The 17,549-nt window shown below is 62.0% G+C and carries 14 protein-coding genes; 13 read left to right on the top strand and 1 reads right to left on the bottom strand.

The genetic code is table 11. From position 1 onward, the window contains the following. Nucleotides 1-216 precede the first annotated feature (216 nt). Entirely contained in the window at nt 217-1,158 is a 942-nt protein-coding gene (locus ABIC76_RS04500; RefSeq protein ID WP_147214784.1) for a LysR family transcriptional regulator, read from the bottom strand. Between the two features lie 248 nt (nt 1,159-1,406). Between ABIC76_RS04500 and ABIC76_RS04495 the strand changes: the two genes are divergently transcribed. The 13 genes from ABIC76_RS04495 to ABIC76_RS04435 all read left to right on the top strand — a co-directional run bounded on the left by ABIC76_RS04495 (nt 1,407) and on the right by ABIC76_RS04435 (nt 17,541). Then, nucleotides 1,407-2,723: a cation:dicarboxylate symporter family transporter gene (locus ABIC76_RS04495; RefSeq protein ID WP_316898996.1), complete on the top strand. Its 1,317-nt coding sequence runs from the start codon at nt 1,407-1,409 to the stop codon at nt 2,721-2,723. 19 nt (nt 2,724-2,742) lie between these two features. Further along, complete coding sequence (locus ABIC76_RS04490; protein ID WP_354533109.1) at nt 2,743-3,306, top strand: carboxymuconolactone decarboxylase family protein; 564 nt, start codon at nt 2,743-2,745, stop codon at nt 3,304-3,306. Nucleotides 3,307-3,332: 26 nt separating this feature from the next. After that, nucleotides 3,333-4,166 carry an SDR family NAD(P)-dependent oxidoreductase gene (locus ABIC76_RS04485; RefSeq protein ID WP_354533108.1) on the top strand — a complete coding sequence of 278 codons (834 nt, stop codon included), beginning with the start codon at nt 3,333-3,335 and terminating at the stop codon, nt 4,164-4,166. Between the two features lie 2 nt (nt 4,167-4,168). Further along, nucleotides 4,169-4,990, top strand: a complete 822-nt coding sequence (locus ABIC76_RS04480) for an amidohydrolase family protein (RefSeq protein WP_354533107.1) — start codon at nt 4,169-4,171, stop codon at nt 4,988-4,990. 9 nt (nt 4,991-4,999) lie between these two features. Then, a complete protein-coding gene (locus tag ABIC76_RS04475) occupies nt 5,000-6,301 on the top strand; it encodes an MFS transporter (protein WP_354533106.1) in 1,302 nt (433 codons plus the stop codon). After that, a complete protein-coding gene (locus tag ABIC76_RS04470; protein WP_147214790.1) occupies nt 6,298-7,239 on the top strand; it encodes an SMP-30/gluconolactonase/LRE family protein in 942 nt (313 codons plus the stop codon). Before ABIC76_RS04475 ends, ABIC76_RS04470 begins: the two co-directional genes overlap by 4 nt. Before the next feature lie 46 nt (nt 7,240-7,285). Then, entirely contained in the window at nt 7,286-8,083 is a 798-nt protein-coding gene (locus ABIC76_RS04465; RefSeq protein ID WP_354533105.1) for a substrate-binding domain-containing protein, read from the top strand. Between the two features lie 109 nt (nt 8,084-8,192). Further along, nucleotides 8,193-9,074: an alpha/beta fold hydrolase gene (locus ABIC76_RS04460; RefSeq protein ID WP_260800691.1), complete on the top strand. Its 882-nt coding sequence runs from the start codon at nt 8,193-8,195 to the stop codon at nt 9,072-9,074. A 70-nt stretch (nt 9,075-9,144) separates the two neighbouring features. Then, nucleotides 9,145-10,044 carry an alpha/beta fold hydrolase gene (locus tag ABIC76_RS04455; protein WP_354533104.1) on the top strand — a complete coding sequence of 300 codons (900 nt, stop codon included), beginning with the start codon at nt 9,145-9,147 and terminating at the stop codon, nt 10,042-10,044. Nucleotides 10,045-11,045: 1,001 nt separating this feature from the next. Beyond that, the gene (locus ABIC76_RS04450) at nt 11,046-12,392 is read left to right on the top strand and encodes a DUF1329 domain-containing protein (RefSeq protein WP_354533542.1); all 1,347 of its coding nucleotides are present in this window, start codon (nt 11,046-11,048) and stop codon (nt 12,390-12,392) included. 17 nt (nt 12,393-12,409) lie between these two features. Further along, nucleotides 12,410-14,116 (top strand): DUF1302 domain-containing protein, encoded by a 1,707-nt coding sequence (locus ABIC76_RS04445; protein WP_354533103.1) that lies wholly within the window; start codon nt 12,410-12,412, stop codon nt 14,114-14,116. Nucleotides 14,117-14,123: 7 nt separating this feature from the next. Beyond that, a complete protein-coding gene (locus ABIC76_RS04440) occupies nt 14,124-16,523 on the top strand; it encodes an efflux RND transporter permease subunit (protein ID WP_392397908.1) in 2,400 nt (799 codons plus the stop codon). A gap of 16 nt (nt 16,524-16,539) precedes the next feature. Next, nucleotides 16,540-17,541 (top strand): WD40/YVTN/BNR-like repeat-containing protein, encoded by a 1,002-nt coding sequence (locus ABIC76_RS04435; protein ID WP_147214794.1) that lies wholly within the window; start codon nt 16,540-16,542, stop codon nt 17,539-17,541. Nucleotides 17,542-17,549 lie beyond the last annotated feature (8 nt).

Raw genomic sequence — 17,549 nt, 5'->3', positions numbered from 1 at the left:
TCAGTCTGCGCTCTGCAGTTCCGCGTCCTTACCAGTCGGATACGGTGCCGGCGGCAGCATTCAGGACGAGTGCGGTACGGCCGCTCGCTGCCCCGACGAGATGAGGTATCGGCCCCCTTGGGCGATCCCCTGGCGATATCTTTCATGATCCTCAAGAAAGAGCCGCGCAGATTGGTCAATGAACTCTTGCCATTGTCGTTTCAGAGCGGCCAGCGGCTAACGAGCCCGATCGTCAGGCCAGACCACATCTGCCTTCCACGATTCCGACGCAATGAACTGCTTGAGCCTGTCTTGCAGCAGAGCGGTCCAGGCAGCGGCAAAGCGGGAAGGGGGATTCTCGCGCAAGGTCGTGATCGCCACGCTCGAACGGATGCCGGGCCGGCCGATGCGATGCGCCACGAGTTCACCGCGTGCGATCTCCTCCTTGATCGCGATGTAGGTCAGGATCGAATAGCCAGCGCCGGCCTTTACCAGTTGTTTGGTCAGCGACACGCTGTCGACTTCCAGCGCGACGCGCAGCCGCACACCGTGCTGGATGGCCGCCTGTTCGACCAGGCGCCGATTGCTGTGCGGCAGGCCCGGCAGGATCAACGGAATGCTGGCCAAGTCGCGGATCTGGTATTCGCGCTGATCGGCCTCTGAACCGGGCGGCCCCACCAGGATCATGGGTTCGCTGAATAACGGGCGCACGTGGAATGCATCCAGCGGCGGCTGGTTGTAGACGACGGCAAGGTCAACGCGCCGATCCAGCACCCACTCCTGCAGCGAGCTGCTCAGGCCTTCACGCACATGCAACGACACCCTGGGCCACTGCGCCCGGAAGGCCTGGACGAGATCGGCGCCGATCAGAGCACCCATGGTCGGCGGCAGGCCAACGGCCAGATGCCCGCGCTCCTCATCCGCGCTGGCGCGAACGTCTTCGCTGGTTTCGCTGAGCAGGTGCGTGATCATTTCCGCCCGCTCCAGCAGACGCGACCCCGCCGAGGTAAGCCGGACGCCGCGGCCATGCCGAACCAGCAGCGGCACACCAATCTCCGCCTCCAGTTTTGCGATCTGTCGGCTTAGCGCCGGTTGCGCGATGTACAGCTCGGCGGCTGCGCGGCTGAAACTGCCGGCACGCGCCACGCGGATGAAGCTCTTGAGTTCGCGGATGTCCATGCTTGCTTCGAGATATGCCGTGTTGGCATAGCTTTGTATGTCCACATGGTCTTTGTCAAGAAAAGACCGTCAATCTATGCTTCCTATAAATAACAAGTTACCAACGCGTACAGGAGACGGCTCGCCCTTAGGCCATACGGCCAGCGGCGTTCACGTCCCCAACGACCGCCTTTCTAGCAATACAAGTCCAGCAAGCTTGCGTCGTCTTCTCGCCGCAGAGCACTGAACGACTGGACGCAGGAGACACCATGAAACATCTGAAGAAGCTGCACGTGCAGGTCTTGATCGGCCTGGCGTGTGCGGTCGTCCTCGGCATCGCCGCGCCGCAGTGGGCCGTTGCCATGAAGCCCATCGGGCAGGCGTTCATCGCGCTGCTGAAGATGATGCTGGCCCCGATCATCTTCTGCACGCTGGTGCAGGGCCTGGCACACGTGCGAGACCTGCGCATGCTGGGCCGTATGGGCGTGAAGTCGCTGGTGTACTTCGAGGTGGTCAGCACGGTGGCCATGGTGCTGGGTTTTGTGCTCGTCAACGTGTTCGAACCCGGCGTGGGACTGCACGCCACCAACCTCGCAGAAAGCGCTGATGCGGTGAAGGCCACCAGCAATGCTGGCGGCATCTCGGCCGTCAATTACCTGCTCAGCCTGATTCCGCACACGCTGGTGGATGCCTTCGCCAAGGGCGACATCGTGCAGGTGCTGATCATTTCCATCCTCGCCGGTTTGGCGCTGAACCTCTCGGTAGGTCCGGACTCGGTCCTGCTGCGCGGCATGGACGAAGCGCAGAAGGTGCTGTTCCGCATGCTCGGCTTCATCATGAAGCTGGCACCGCTCGGCGCATTTGGCGCCATGGCCGCGGCGGTGGGCAGCTATGGCGGCGTGACGCTGCTGTATCTGCTCAAGGTGATCGTGCTCTATTACGCCGCCTCGCTGCTGTTCGTGTTTGGCGTGCTCAGCTCGATCAGCTGGATGATCGGCCTGCCGTACTTCAGCGTGCTCAAGCTGATTCGCGACGAGATGCTGCTGATCTTCGGCACAGCATCGAGCGAAGTGGCCTTCCCGCGTCTGGTGGAGAAGCTGCAACGCGCAGGCTGCGATGAAGCCGTGGTCGGCTTTGTGCTGCCCGCCGGCTACAGCTTCAACCTCGACGGCACGTCGATCTACATGGCCATCGCCGTGGGCTTCATTGCGCAGGCGACTGACACACCGTTCTCGCTGTGGCAGCAACTGGGTTTGCTTGCCATCCTGAGCCTGACCTCCAAGGGTGGCACCACGGTTGCCGGCGGCGCGTTCGTCAAGCTGGCAGCCACGCTGCAATCGGTGCGTTCGCTGCCGGTGGCGGGTCTGGGCCTGCTGTTCGGCATCGACCGCGTCATGGCGATCGCCACTGCGCTCGTCAACGTGGTCGGCAACACCATTGCGGTCTTCGCCATCGCCCGCTGGGAAGGTGCATTCGATGCCGAGGCCTTCCATCGCGAAACCGGCGGGCAGGCCCGTTCTTCTCTCCTCAAGCTGCAGAAGCCCGCCACACAAGCTGCGGTGGCGCACGACGCGCTGACCCACTAAGTCACTGAGCAACACCAACATGCAACGCATTGCCGCCCTCAATCCCGATGCGCTGGACGCAGACCAGCGCGCCGTCTACGACGCCATTGCCAATGGCCCCCGCAAGGGTGTGCGCGGCCCGCTGGCCGTCTGGCTGCATCGCCCCCTGCTGGCCGACCGCGCACAGGCGCTCGGACGCTATTGCCGCTACGACAGCAGCCTGCCGCCGCGCCTGTCCGAACTGGCCATCCTGTTCATGGGCCGCTACTGGTTGGCGGAATACGAATGGGCCGCGCACAAGCCGTTCGCATTGGAAGCCGGCGTATCGCCGGCGGTGATCGACGCCATTCGCGACGGCATGAACCCGGCGTTCGAGCAGCGCGACGAGGCGCTCGTCTTCGCGTTCCTCACACAGCTGCATGCCAGGCGCGAAGTGGACGACGGCCTGTACGCCGAATTGGTGGACGCCATCGGCCAGAACGGTGTGGTCGATCTGGTCGGCATTGCCGGCTACTACACGCTCATCTCTATGACCATCAAGGCATTCAACGTGCCCGCGCCGGCCGGTGCGACGCCGGAACTGCCGACGCAACTGTCGATGTAACAGCAACAAGCAACAAGGAATTCACTGTGCAAGCAACGACCGACTTTGAACAAGCCACGGCCGCGGGCCGTCTGGCAGGTAAGGTGGCCATCGTGACCGGCGCAGGCTGCGTCGGCCCGGGCTGGGGTAACGGCCGCGCCGTAGCGGTGCTGTTTGCGATGGCGGGGGCGCGCGTATTCGCCGTCGACAAGAGCCTTGAGGCCATGGAGGAAACGCTGCGCCGCGTGCGCGAGGCCGGTGGTGAGGTCACGCCGTACACCTGCGACGTGACCGACACCACAGCCGTCAAAGGCATGGTCGATGCCTGCGTGGAGCAACACGGCCGCGTCGATATCCTGGTGAACAACGTTGGTGGCTCTGCTGCTGGCGGCCCTGTGGCGTTGTCGGAAGACAAGTGGGATGCGCAGGTCGCTTTCAACCTCAAGAGCGTCTATCTGACCTGCAAGCACGTGCTGCCCGTGATGGAAGCGCAGGGCAGTGGCGCCATCGTCAATACGGCATCGACTTCCGGCATCCGCTGGACGGGCTCGGCGCAGGTGGCCTACGCGGCTTGCAAGGCCGGTGTGATCCAGCTTTCCAAGGTCGTGGCCGTTGAATACGCCAAGAAGGGCATTCGCGTGAACACCGTGGTGCCGGGGCAATTGCATACGCCTATGGTGGAAGTGCGCCTCGCCGGCCAGCGCTCGGGCGGCGATGTCGACAAGCTGCTGGAAAGCCGCCTTGCCCGCATTCCGCTCGGCTTCATGGGCGACGGGCGTGATACCGCGCATGCCGCGCTGTTCCTCGCTTCGGACGAGGCGCGCTTTATTACAGGTACCGAAGTCGTGGTCGACGGCGGCATGACGGCGCGGTGCGACTGATCATGCAAGGCGAACTGAACGGCGGCGTGTGGGACTGCCATACGCACATCTATGGGCCCTGGGATGCCTTTCCGCTGCCGGCCGATGCGTCGTATCGCCCGGCGGAAGCCCCGATGACGCAACTGCTTGCGCTGCATGAGCAACTGGGTGTCACGCACGGCGTGCTGGTGCAGGCGGCGTGCTACCAGTCCGATCACCGTGCGCTACTGGCCGCGCTGGCCATGACGCAAGGGCGCTACCGAGGCGTCGCGCTGGTCGACCACACCACGAGTGATGACGCCCTGCGCGAGTTGCACGAAGGCGGCGTGCGCGGCATCCGCTTCAACTTCATGGGTCACCTGCCGGGCGACCGTGATCTGGGCCGCTTGCGCGAACTTGCCGAGCGCGTCGGGCCCATGGGTTGGCACGTGCTGCTGCATGGACAACTGGATCAGCTTCTGCCGGTGCTCCACGCGTGGGAAGACCTGAATGTGCCGCTGGTGATCGACCACATGGCCCGTCAGGATGCGACGCGCCCGCTGGACGAAGCTGCCATGCGCGAGCTGGAGCGTCATCTGCGCAATGACAAGCGGTGGATCAAGTTGTCTGGGGTCGACCGCGTCATGCAAGGCGCGGCACCGCCGTGGGAGGCAGCATTGCCGCTGATGAGGCGCTTGGTGCAAGGGGCACCCGAGCGATCCATCTGGGGCACGGACTGGCCGCATCCCAACATCAAGGGCGACGTGCCCGACGACAGCAGTCTGCTCGCGTTCGTGCAGGAAGCCTGCGGCGCCGACGCTGCCGAAGCTGTGCTCGTTCATAACCCGCAACGACTCTATTTCTGAGGCATCGCCATGCAAGCCACGTTTATCGATGCCGCCCAGGTAGGGCAGTCTGCTGAACAAAGCGCCTGTCGCAAGGCTGCCTGGCGCCTCGTGCCGCTGTTGGCAATCGCGTACTTCGTCAACTACCTCGATCGGACCAACGTCGGCTTCGCGGCGCTGACCATGAACCGCGACCTGGGCTTGAGCGCCGCGCAGTTTGGTCTGGCTGCCGGCATCTTCTACGTGGGCTATTGCCTGTTCGAGGTGCCGAGCAACCTGGCGCTGTATCGCTATGGCGCACGTCGCTGGCTGGCGCGGATCATGATCACGTGGGGCCTGTTTGCTGCAGGCACAAGCTTGGCCGTTGGGCCCAACAGCTATGCGGCGATCCGCCTGCTCGCCGGCATTGGCGAGGCCGGGTTCTTTCCTGGCGTCATCTTCTATCTCACCCTGTGGTTTCCGTCGCGCTATCGCACGCGCATGATGGGCTGGTTTCTCGCTGCGATCCCGCTTTCGTCGGTATTCAGTGGGCCGCTGTCGGTATCGATGCTGGAGCTGGACGGTTGGCTGGGGCTGCATGGCTGGCAGTGGCTGTTCATCCTGCAGGGGCTGCCGGCCTGTGTGCTCGGCCTGCTTTGCCTGCGCATGCTGACCGATCGCCCCGATAACGCCGCCTGGCTTACGGCAGAGGAGCGCGCCGCACTGGCGTCGGCCATCGAACGGGAGCGCAGCGCAGCGGTTGAGCATCGTCTCGGACCGGCGCTCAAAGACGCACGCGTCTGGCTGCTCACGGCCATTCTGTTCAGCTACATCATCGGCATTCTGGGCATTGGCGTGTGGATGCCGACCATCCTGAAGACGCATCACCTGTCGAACACGCAGGTGGGCTTTGCCACGGCGCTGCCTTACGTCGTCGGCGCCCTGGTCATGCTGGTCTGGGCACGCGTGGTGGCGCGCACGCAGCGCTACGTTTTGCACCTGGTGATCACCTGTGCGGTGGCGGCGCTGGGCTTCTTTGCATCGGTGGCGTCTGATGCGCTGGTGCCCGCCATGCTCGGCTTGACGGTGGCCGTGGTGGGGTTGTCATCCGTGCGCACGTGCTTCTACAGCATTCCGGCAACGTTCCTGGACAAGCAGGCTGCAGCGGGCGGCCTCGCTTTCATCAACTCCGTGGGTAGCCTTGGCGGGTTGTTTGGCCCGTACATGGTGGGCTGGCTGAAAGACGCCACGGGCTCGTTCAAGGCCGGGCTGATCGGCATGGGCGCGATGCTGGTGCTGGCAACGCTGCTTTCTCTGGTGCTGCTGAGCCGCGTCAAGGAGGGCCAGCGATGAGCAACGACTGGTGGCAACCCAGCCTGCGCACGCCTGACCCTGCCGTGCGCATTCTCGACCCGCGCTTCGAGCACTACCGCTTGCCGCACGCCAAGGTCGAGCGCCTGTGGACCGGCTGCCGCTGGGCGGAAGGCCCCGTCTGGTTTGGCGACGCCGGGGCGCTCTATTGGACCGATCTGCCCAACGATCGCATCCTGCGCTGGGACGATGCGTCCGGCGCGGTGGCGGCATACCGCACGCCCTCCGACAAGGCCAACGGCCTGACACGCGACCGGCAGGGCAGGCTGATTGCCTGCGAGCATGGGCAACGCCGCGTTACGCGCACCGAATACGACGGCAGCATCATCGTGCTGGCCAGCGAGTTCGATGGCAAGCCGCTCAATTCTCCGAACGACGTGGTCGTCGCAAGTGACGGCGCGGTGTGGTTTACCGATCCGCCGTTCGGCCTGGTGAGCGACTACATGGGCCAGATTGCCAAGCCGCAGTTGCCAGCAAGCATCTATCGGATCGACCCGCGCGATGGACGATTGGATTGCGTTGCGGACGATGTGCTCGGACCCAACGGGCTGGCGTTCTCACCGGATGAGCGGACGCTTTACGTGGTGGCATCGCGCGCACGGCCGCGCGAGATTCTCGCATTCGATGTGGTCGACGGCAAAACGCTGGGCGACCGCCGTGTGCTGATCGATGCCGCGGACGGGGCTCCGGACGGTTTTCGCGTCGACGTGCATGGGAACCTGTGGTGCGGCTGGGGCACCGGCACCGCAGAGCTTGATGGCGTGCGGGTGTTTGCCCCCGACGGCACCGCGATCGGCCACATCGCACTGCCGGAGCGCTGCGCGAACCTGTGCTTTGGCGGGCGGCACCTCAACCGCCTTTTCATGGCGTCCACCACATCGCTCTATGCCCTGTACGTGAACACACGCGGGGCGGTTTAGTTCTGCAACACCAAAAATCAAACGAGAACGACTTAGGAGACAAGACATGCCGTTCCAATCCAGAGTGCGCCGGTTTGCGGCGCGTACGCTGTGCGCAGTGCCGTTGATCGCCGCAACGGGTGCGGTCTGGGCCGCCGATATCCACGTGCTGGCCACCGGTGCGTTGCACGCAGCGTTCGAGAAAGTCATACCGGCGTACGAGCGGCAGTCGGGCAACCATCTGATCATTGCGTGGGGCCCGTCCTATGGCAGCTCGCCAGATGCCTTGCCGATGCGCATCAAGAACGGCGAGCCGATGGACGTCTGCTTCATGATCGGCGCCGCCTTGACGGACCAAGTAAAGCAAGGGCGCTTCATTCCGGAGTCGCGCGTTGATCTCGTGGCGTCAGGCGTTGGCGTTGCAGTGCGCAAGGGCTTGCCCAAGCCGAATATTCAGACCGTCGACGATCTGCGCCAAACGTTGCTGGCGGCCAAGTCGGTGGCATTTTCCGAAGGGGCGAGCGGCACCTACATCACCGGCACGCTGTTCGAGCGTCTCGGGATTGCCGAGCAGATGAAAGCCAAGAGCGTGCTGATCCGTGGCAAGGAGCTGGTCGGCTCGGCCCTGGAGCGCGGCGAGGCCGATCTGGGCTTGCAGCAGATCAGCGAGTTACGCGCATTCGACGGCATCCAGTATGTGGGCCCGCTGCCCGCCGAGGTGCAGAAGACGAGCGTGATCGCTGTTGCCGTGGCAAAGGATGCCAAGGAACGCAAGGCCGCCGAAGGTCTCATCACGTATCTGCGCTCGCCGGAAGTTGCTGCCAAGCTGGTCCAGACGGGGCTTGACCCGATTTCCGCCAAATAGCCTGATTCGTTGCCGTTGTCTGATGCATCGCGGTTGGTTTCCAGCCGCGAGGGGCCACTGTTGCCCGAAACAATAACAACCGGGCCATGTCCCGAAAAAAGGAGACTCCATGACGTTGCAGAAATGCCTACTTGGCGCCGCATTGACTCTGATGATGTCCGCCTGCGCCACATCAGCGCAAACCAGTCCAGACGTGCAGCGAAAGCTCGTGCGCCATGGCGAAGTGCAGATCGAAACCCTGAGCCAAGGAAGTGGGCCGACCGTTGTCATCCTGCCGTCGCTGGGGCGCGGCGCTGAAGACTACGACGAGGTGGCCCGCCTGCTTGCCGCCGATGGGCTGCGTGTCCTGCGGCCGCAACCGCGCGGCATCGGCCAAAGCAAGGGGCCGATGGCGAATCTCGACATGCATGCGTTTGCGGCCGACGTTGCCGCCGTGCTCGATCAGGAAAAGACAGGGCCCGTTGTCGTGGTGGGGCATGCCTGGGGCAGCCAGCCGGCGCGCATGCTGGCGGTGGATCGGCCAGACCTGGTGCGCGGTCTCGTCATGGCGGCAGCCTCCGCCGGCAAGCTGCCGCCGGGTTCCAACGAGAAGCCTTACGGCCGGCTGCGCGAAGCGATTGATGGCTCCGGCAACCTCGCGCTGCCCGAGGCAAAGCGTCTGGAATATCTGCGCCAGGCGTTCTTCGCTCCCGGTCATGATCCCAAGCCGTGGGTGGGTGGGTGGTACCCCGATACCCACCATGCACAGGCCCACGCCCGCAACGTCACACCTGTGGATGCGTACTTTGCCGGCGGCACGGTGCCCATGCTCGATCTCCAGGCGCAGTACGACGCGGTGGTCGTACCCAACGTGTTCAAGCCCATGCTGGGCAACCGCGTGACCGTGGAGGTGATTCCCAATGCCGGGCACGCCATGGCGCCTGAGCAACCCGCAGCGATGAGCCGCGCCATTGCCAGCTTCGCCCGACGTGTCTATGCGGGCGCGTCCTGATTCCGTCAACACAACAACACGCATGCCTGCACATCAGCCCGGCATGTCTATCGACACCAAGGAGAACATCATGAAACTGATCAAGTACGGCTGTACCGCATTGGCTGCGGCCATGCTTTCCTTCTCTGCACTGGCAGCAACGGATGCAGGTCAGATTGATCGTGAACTGGTCAAGTACAGCAACGTGCAGATCGAGGTGATGCGGCAGGGCAAGGGGCCGTTGATCGTCATCCTGCCGTCGCTAGGCCGTTCGGGGCGCGATTACGACCAGGTGGCAGACCGGCTCGTCGCCGACGGCTTCCGCGTGTTGCGCCCGGAGCCGCGTGGCATTGGCCAGAGCAAGGGGCCGATGGCGAATCTGGACATGCATGCCTTTGCCGCAGATGTGGCTGCAGTGATCGAGCACGAGAAGCAGGGGCCGGCTGTGGTGGTGGGCCACGCCTGGGGTAACTTCCCGGCGCGCATGGTGGCGGTGGATCGCCCCGAGCTGGTGCGTGGCGTGGTTCTGGTGGCAGCTTCCGCCGGCAAGGTACCGCCTGGCTCGAACGAGAAACCCATCAACGCGGAGATGCGCAAGGCTATCGATGGCGCAGGTGACATGCATCTGTCGGAAGAGCAGCGGCTGGAATACCTGCGGAAAGCCTTCTTTGCGCCCGGCAACGACCCCCGCGTCTGGCTCGATGGTTGGCACGAAGAGACGCATGAGGCGGAGTCCCATGCCCGCAACGTGACGCCGGTCGATGCGTACTTTGCGGCGGGGAACGCGCCGATCCTGGACTTGCAGGCAGAACACGACGCAGTGGCGCCGCGCCGGTTCTCGCAGGTGCTGAAATCGATGCTGGGTGATCGTGTCACGGTGGTTGTGGTGCCCAACGCAGGTCACGCCTTTGCGCCGGAACAGCCCAAGGCGATGGCGGACGCGATCGCCGCGTTTGCGAAGCGCGTGTACGCAGAGCCAACCAAGCAGTAGTCGCGGTTGCCTGTCATGTGGAGGCAGGCCGCGTGACTTGCCTCCAGGATGACTGTCGACGCTATTTAGACGCGACCAACATTGCGGGTCAGAGTTGTCGCGCCATCCTCCGGGCATCTCAGCTCTTTGGGTCGGCAGGTTGAGGCTGGAAAAGGGCGTCAACGCAGAGTGTCCAGACGCATTTCCAACATCCTCTGGCGTCCATCGGCTCTCCTCCATCGGCCCGGCATTGGCTTGCGATTCACACCCCCATTTCTAGCCGCCGCTTTCCCTTGTTGGATGAAGAGGCATCGCTGCCGTTGAATGCGACGGTCGATGACTATCGACATATGCGGCAGTGTCTGGGTACCACGCGAACCGTGGCAGTGCAGTCGGCAAACATAAGACTGACAACCGGTTCGCCCCCGAAAGTTCTATTCCTCCCTTTCGGTAGCGGCATTAAGTTCACGGGCCTGTCGGCGTGCGCTAACAACGGTGCTACGCGACCTTGCCACCGCATTCGGCGAGCACGTGCTTGCCGGGAAATACAACGGTGGACGTATCCGCTATGCGAGAGGCTCTTTGAGCGTCACGGCAAGCACCCGTCGCATCCCTGACTAAGACAGTGCGCACAAGATGGCGTCTTAATTTGCCCTCCGGCAGGGCAGAAGCGGGCCGCTGCACCAACAAGGGGAGAGTACGTGCGTTTGCTTCCGGATCGTCTTGTTAAGTCAATATAAGTCAGATGTTGGTGGCGAACCATTCTCCGGCCATGTCGAGGAAGCTCAACATTTACCGCGCAACACTGGCATAAACCCTGCTTGATAGGCGCCCGTGCCGCTGCTAAATTCGCTTTACATCAGCTTTGCGGTGCATCCGAATTTCTTGCCATCCATCTGACGATCGCTTTCGATACGGCTCTGACTGAGTCGTTGAGGGGGGCGCAAATTCTCGAGGAGAGTGTTGTGATTGCCAGGACTACCCAGCCGCTGCAGCCGTTTGCTGCTATCAAAAAGGTCACCATGCCTTCCCTGCTTGCTGCGCTCTTCTCGGCGGCGGCGTACCCGGCAATAGCACAGACGGCTGATCTGACGCCTGCTGGCGCGGAAAAGGCCGGGACGTCCAGCGGCATTCCTGCATGGACCGCGCCGGGGGCGCTGGAGAATGGATGGAGTCCTGGCAAGCGCCGACTGGATTTCTTCAAGTACAAATCTGACAAGCCGCTGTACGTCATCGATGCGAGCAACGTCGACCAGTATGCCGACAAGCTGAATCCTGGCCAGGTCGCGCTGATCAAGCAAACCAAGGGATACACCATGCCGGTGTATCCGACGCGTCGAACCTGCGGTATGCCCGACTTTGTGGCGGAGAACACCAAGAAGAACATCGGCTTCGCCAAGATGAGTCCAGACGGCACTGCATTGGCCGATGCGTATCTTCCTGGGTTCCCGTTTCCGCATCCTAAGACGGGCGCCGAAGCGATGTGGAACGCCAAGCTGGGCTACCGCGGCGTTGGCATCGAGTTCCGAGACCAGATTACGATGACGTCGCCGCGAAAGGGAAGCTCTGGCGATGGCCTGAAATTTGTATCCGACACGTGGCTCTACTTCCCCTGGGGCGTGAAGGGCGGCACGACGTTTTCTGCCGCGGGCCAGGTCGAGGCGATGAACTACTTCACGTACAAGTCGCCTGTGGCCCTGGCCGGCCAGGGCGCAATGTTTACTGCGTATGCCGCCAAACCGGCGGAAGTCTTCTACTACTTCCCGGGGCAACGTCGGACGCGCCGGATGCCGACCTATGCCTACGATGCACCGCAGATCGGCTTCGACAACCAGTACAACATCGACGAGGCGTACGTCTTCTCTGGTCTTCTGGATCGGTTCGACTGGAAGCTGATTGGCAAGAAGGAGATGCTCATTCCGTACAACGCGCTCGGGATGTACGACTTCACGGCCAAGTACGAAGACGCCTATCAGCCGGACTTCATTAACCCTGCGTATCGGCGCTATGAGCTCCACCGTGTCTGGGTGGTAGAGGCGACGGTCAAACAAGGTGTCCGGCATTCCGCGCCTAAGCGTCTGTTCTACATCGACGAAGATAGCTGGGGTCTTGCTGGTGCGGTGGACTATGACGCCCAAGGCAAAATCTCCAAGGTGCGGGAGGGGTATTCGATTCCCGTGTATGAAACGGGAGCCTGTATGTCTCTCGTCTTTGCGCAATACAACCTGAATGATGGCCGCTACGTTGTCGACGGGTCGATGCTCGCGGCAGGAAAAGATGCGAAATGGATCGTGGATGGCTCCGGCGATCCGCACTTCAAGGCGAGCTTCTACAACGCTGAAAACCTTCGCGCGTTGAGCGAGCGTTGAAAGAGAGGACGTCGACAATGAAAAATCTCTCTTTCGCTCGCTCTCAGGAGCGTGGTGCTGCCGTGCGTGGAGCGGTTTCAGCGCTCATTGCGTTGGGTTGCACGGGGGCGAACGCCTTTACGTTCTCTAACGACACGATCCAGGGGAGCCTCGATTCGACAGTCTCCGCAGGTGTTGGTGTTCGCACGGCATCGCAAAGCGAAAACCTCGTGTCGCCGACTTATGACGCAGCCACCGGGGCCCGCACGGGCGGTGGCAGTCTGGGGCAGATCAGCGGCCTTAGCGACCAAGGCAACATCAACTACAACAAAGGCAATGCCTATACGGCGTACCTCAAGGGTAGCCATGAGTTGCTGTTGAAGATGCCGACAGAGGGGCTAGCGTTCATGGCCCGCGGCTCCTGGGTGTACGACTACGCGGGCACGCGCACTACTGGAGCAACCAGCGGACAGGACGCGCTTGCCGCTTCTCCTCCCGATATCAGTGGCGGGCTTGCATCGGATGCTCGCAGCAATATTCGCTTCAAGGCTCGGTTGCTCGATCTTTGGGTCAGCAAGCAGTCCAGTGTCGGTGATCAGCAGGCGCGAGTTCGCGTCGGCAATCAAGTGATCAGTTGGGGCGAGAGCATTTTCGAGATCGGCGGCATCAATGCGACGAACGCCATCGATATCAACCGGGCGTCTCAGCCAGGTGCACAGGTCAAGGAATTTGTTCTGCCTGCCCCAATCCTTAGTGTTGCCTCAGGCCTCGGGCATGGGGTCAATGTGGAGGGGTACGTCCAGAGCAACTGGAACAAGAGCTACTTGCCTCCGGTAGGTAGCTACTGGTCCTCGTCCATCATCGGAGCGGGCGAGAGTGCTTACGGTGTGCGAGAAGCGCGTCCCAAGAACGGCGGTCAGTTTGGCTTTGCCGCACGCTATCAACCGGACGGAACGGACATCAATCTTGGGGTCTACGCGATCGCGTATCACGACAAGCTACCCCAGACGTCTCTCGCTGCTGACGGCGCTACCGTTTTCAAGTATCCGGAAAACCGCCACATGTTTGGTGTCAGCGCCAATTTTCCGGTGGGCGACATGGCCATTGGAACGGAGCTCTCCTTCCGGCCTCGGGATGCTGTGCCGCTCAATCCGGCGAGTGGTTGCGTGGCCCAGGGGGGTAATTGCTGGGTCGACGAAAAACGCTTTCAGTGGCACCTGACTTCGCTCTATGCACTTCAGCCAGGAAACGCAGGCACGCTCTTGAATCTCTTGGGAGCGCAAACGGCCACGCTCACCACCGAAACGGTCGTGATCGCCTACCCGGGCCTCCATAAGAGCTACGGAGGGTCACCTATTGCGGCTGGTGGTTTGCTGTGGGGTAACGAATTCAACGATCTCTTTGCCACGGGTGCGCTCAACAGCCCCGGCAGTTCGGCCGGAACGAAGTACTCCGGCGGCATCAATGTCGACTTCAACTGGGTGTATGACGGGACACTGGTGCAGGGCTGGCAGGTCAATCCAGGCGTGTACTTCCGATACGGACTCTTTGGCCAGACCCCCAACATCAATGCGCAGTTCGTGCGAGGTGTGAGCTCGATGAACCTGTACGTCAACTTTGTACAAAACCCGGCCAACTGGCAGATCGGCCTGAACTACACAAGGTTCATGGGTTCGACCAACCCGCTCAAGAACCCGTTACGTGACCGAGACTTCTTCGGCATCGTCGCATCCCGCAATTTCTGAGGTAACCATGAAGTCGTCGCCTGTTGCCGAGTCGGCGCGTTCCAGCGCGCTCGTCCGGACCCTAAACATGCTCGAGCACACGTTATTCGGCCACAGGCGACTTGTGCTTGGATTGCTCATCGCTTTCACCGTTGCGATGGGATGGTTTGCAGTCAAGCTCCGAATGGATGCTGGCTTCGAGAAGCAGCTCCCGGTGGGGCACGAATATATCGCCACGTTCAACGAATACCGCGATGACTTGTTGGGCGCAAACCGCCTGACGGTCGTCGTCAAAGCCAAGACCGGGACCATTTGGACGACGGAAGGCTTGAAGCGTCTTTACGACGTCACGCAGGCCGTCACGTTTCTGCCTTATGTGTCGCGCAGCAGCGTCCAGTCTTTGTGGACGCCGAATTCCTTCGTCAATGAAATCACGGAGGAAGGCTTCCGGGCAGACCCACTCATCCCCGGAACGGTCACCCCGGACCGCTTGGATGCGACAGCCATCGGCAATATCTCTCGGTCGACGGCGCAGGGGGGCTTTGTCGGCAGCCTGGTCTCGCGAGACCAGACGAGTGCCATGGTGACCGCCGACCTGAACGAGGTGAACGCCAGCGGTAAGCGTATCGACTATGTGTCGTTCGACAGGATGCTGGAGTCTGAGCTGCGCAAGAAGTTCGAGGACGACAAGTACGAGATCCAGATCATCGGCTTCGCCAAACAGATTGGTGACATCGCTGAGGGCGCTGCCGCCGTCCTGCAGTTCTGCTTGATGGCGCTGTTGCTGACCGCCTTGGCTGTGTATTGGTACTGCCGATCGATTCGCTTGACGATATTGCCACTGAGTTGCTCGCTCTTTTCACTGATCTGGCAGTTCGGCACCTTGTATTTGCTGGGGTACGGGCTCGATCCGTTGGGTGTGCTGGTGCCCTTCCTCGTGTTCGCCATCGGCGTCTCGCATGGTGTTCAGCAGATCAACTTCATCGTTCGAGAGATCTCTCACGGCAAGTCTGTGGACCGCGCTGCGCGCTCGAGTTTCAGTGGTCTTCTGGTGCCCGGAACGCTTGCGCTCATCACCGCGTTCGTTTCCTTCGCCACACTGGTTCTTGTCCCGATCCCGATGGTGCGCGAATTGGCCATCACGGCATCGCTTGGCGTTGCGTACAAGATCATCACGAACCTGGTCATGCTTCCCCTTGCGGCATCGATGCTTCAGGTGGACGCTGCGTATGCCAAAAGCATGGAAGCGAGGGCGGTACAACGTGCACGTTGGCTGCATGTCCTGGCACGCGTTGCGGTTCCCCGAAATGCAGCACTCGTTCTTGTCATCGCGGCCGGCGTGTTTGCCACGGCGGCCTGGCAGAGCCGGGATCGCGTGGTCGGTACGTTGCAGGCGGGCGCGCCGGAGTTGCGTGCAGACGCCCGATTCAACCGAGACGCTGTTTCGATCGCCACCAACTACGACATCGGGCTGGACTGGCTCACGGTCGTCTTTCAGGCGCCGCCCACCTCGTGCGAGAACGTCCAGATTGCCACATACCAGGACCGGTTCGTCTGGGCAATGCAGCCCGTAAATGGAGTGTTGTCCATTACGTCCTTTTCGTCGCTGCTTCGCCAATACAACGAAGGCTACAACGAAGGAAATCCGAAGATGTCCGCGACGCCCATTGATCCCGCGAATTACGCGGCGATGGCCGTAGAAGTGGGGCGGCTTCCCGGAATCATGCGCAAGGATTGCAGCATGAGTGCGGTGCATATCTATCTCTCCGATCACAAAGCCACCACGATCAATCGCGTGATCGCCGCGGTGAAGACATTCCGCGACACGGAGAAACTCCCCGGCGTCACGATCCGGCTTGCCTCAGGCAACGCGGGCGTCTTGGCGGCAACGAACGAAGTGATCGAGCACAGCGAACTCCCCATGATGCTGTACGTGTATGCCACGATCGTCCTGCTGGTTTTCCTCGCTTATCGGGACGTTCGCGCCGTACTGGCCTGTTGTCTCCCGCTCACGATCGGCACGTTTATCGGCTACTGGTTCATGAAAGAGCTTGAGATCGGCCTGACCGTGGGCACGCTTCCTGTGATGGTGCTTGCGGTGGGTATCGGCGTCGACTACGCGTTCTACATCTATAACCGCCTGCAACTCCATCTGGCCAATGGAGTGGGTATCGTCAAGGCGCTGGAGCACTCGATTCTGGAGGTCGGCACAGCCACGATCTTTACGGCACTGACGCTGGCTGTTGGGGTGGCAACGTGGTCGTTCTCCGCACTGAAGTTCCAAGCCGACATGGGCAAGCTGCTCGCGTTCATGTTCCTGGTCAATATGGTGATGGCGATGACCGTTCTTCCTGCTTTTGCGGTTTGGCTGGAACGGCTATTCCCACGCCGCGGCCCCGCGCGTGCGCCGGGCCTCCTGGCGCATTGATGTGGGGAGACGAACCATGAAGATCCTTCATTCGCGCATCCTTCGAGCCTTCGTCATTGCTGCGGCGCCTGTACTGGCCGTGGTTGCCAATGCTGCATCCCAATCCGAAAAATTGGTTCCGATTCCCGCAGCGAAATCTCCCATCGCGACACAGTCTCCGGTGCTAGGTGCGGCGTGGGCGGGCGACCGTCTGGTCAGCGTGGGCGCCAACGGCGTCGTGTTGCTGTCCGATGATGGAGGTGCCTCTTTCCACCAGGCACAGCAGGTGCCGGTGAGTTCAGTTCTGACGAGCGTCAGCTTTGCCGGTCCGAGAACAGGATGGGCCGTGGGCCACTGGGGGGTGATCCTTGCCACCACCGATGGTGGTGAAACATGGCGAATTCAACGGTTGAGCACCGAGGAGGATCGCCCCCTCTTTGCGGTGCATTTCTTCGATCCACAGCGTGGCGTTGCAGTGGGGTTGTGGTCGCTCGTGCTGGTGACGCAGGACGGCGGTGCCACCTGGACAGAGCAGCGCGTGAATCCCAAAGCGGGCACCAAGTCTGACTTCAACTTGCTTGGCCTCTTTCCCGACGGAAAGGGGGGCATATATGCGACTGCAGAGAAGGGCCAGGTTCTGCACTCGGTCGACTATGGCAGGACATGGGAATACCTCGACACCGGCTACAACGGCTCTCTGTGGTGCGGGGCGATGCTGGACGGCGGCGTGCTGCTAGTCGGCGGCCAGCGCGGAACGTTGATGCGCAGCGAAGACGGCGGCCGGAGCTGGACGCGAATACCTTTGAAAGCCGCCAGCTCCATCACATCCATCGCGGCCAGAAACGGCGACGTGATGGTCGTCGGCCTCGATGGCTTCGCGGCCCAAAGCCATGACGGTGGTCGGACTTTCACCGAATCGATCCGTGCCGGCGGCGCACCGCTGACGGCGGCATTGCCCACGGGGCCGGGGAAATGGCTGATGTTCTCGCAACGAGGCGTCGTACAGGACCCCGCCGCAAAGCCCCAAAACCAGAACTAAGCCGACGC

The sequence above is a fragment of the Ralstonia sp. 1138 genome, from assembly GCF_040544795.1.
In the GTDB taxonomy this organism is placed as follows: domain Bacteria; phylum Pseudomonadota; class Gammaproteobacteria; order Burkholderiales; family Burkholderiaceae; genus Ralstonia; species Ralstonia flatus.
This window is presented reverse-complemented; position numbering and strand designations above follow the sequence as displayed.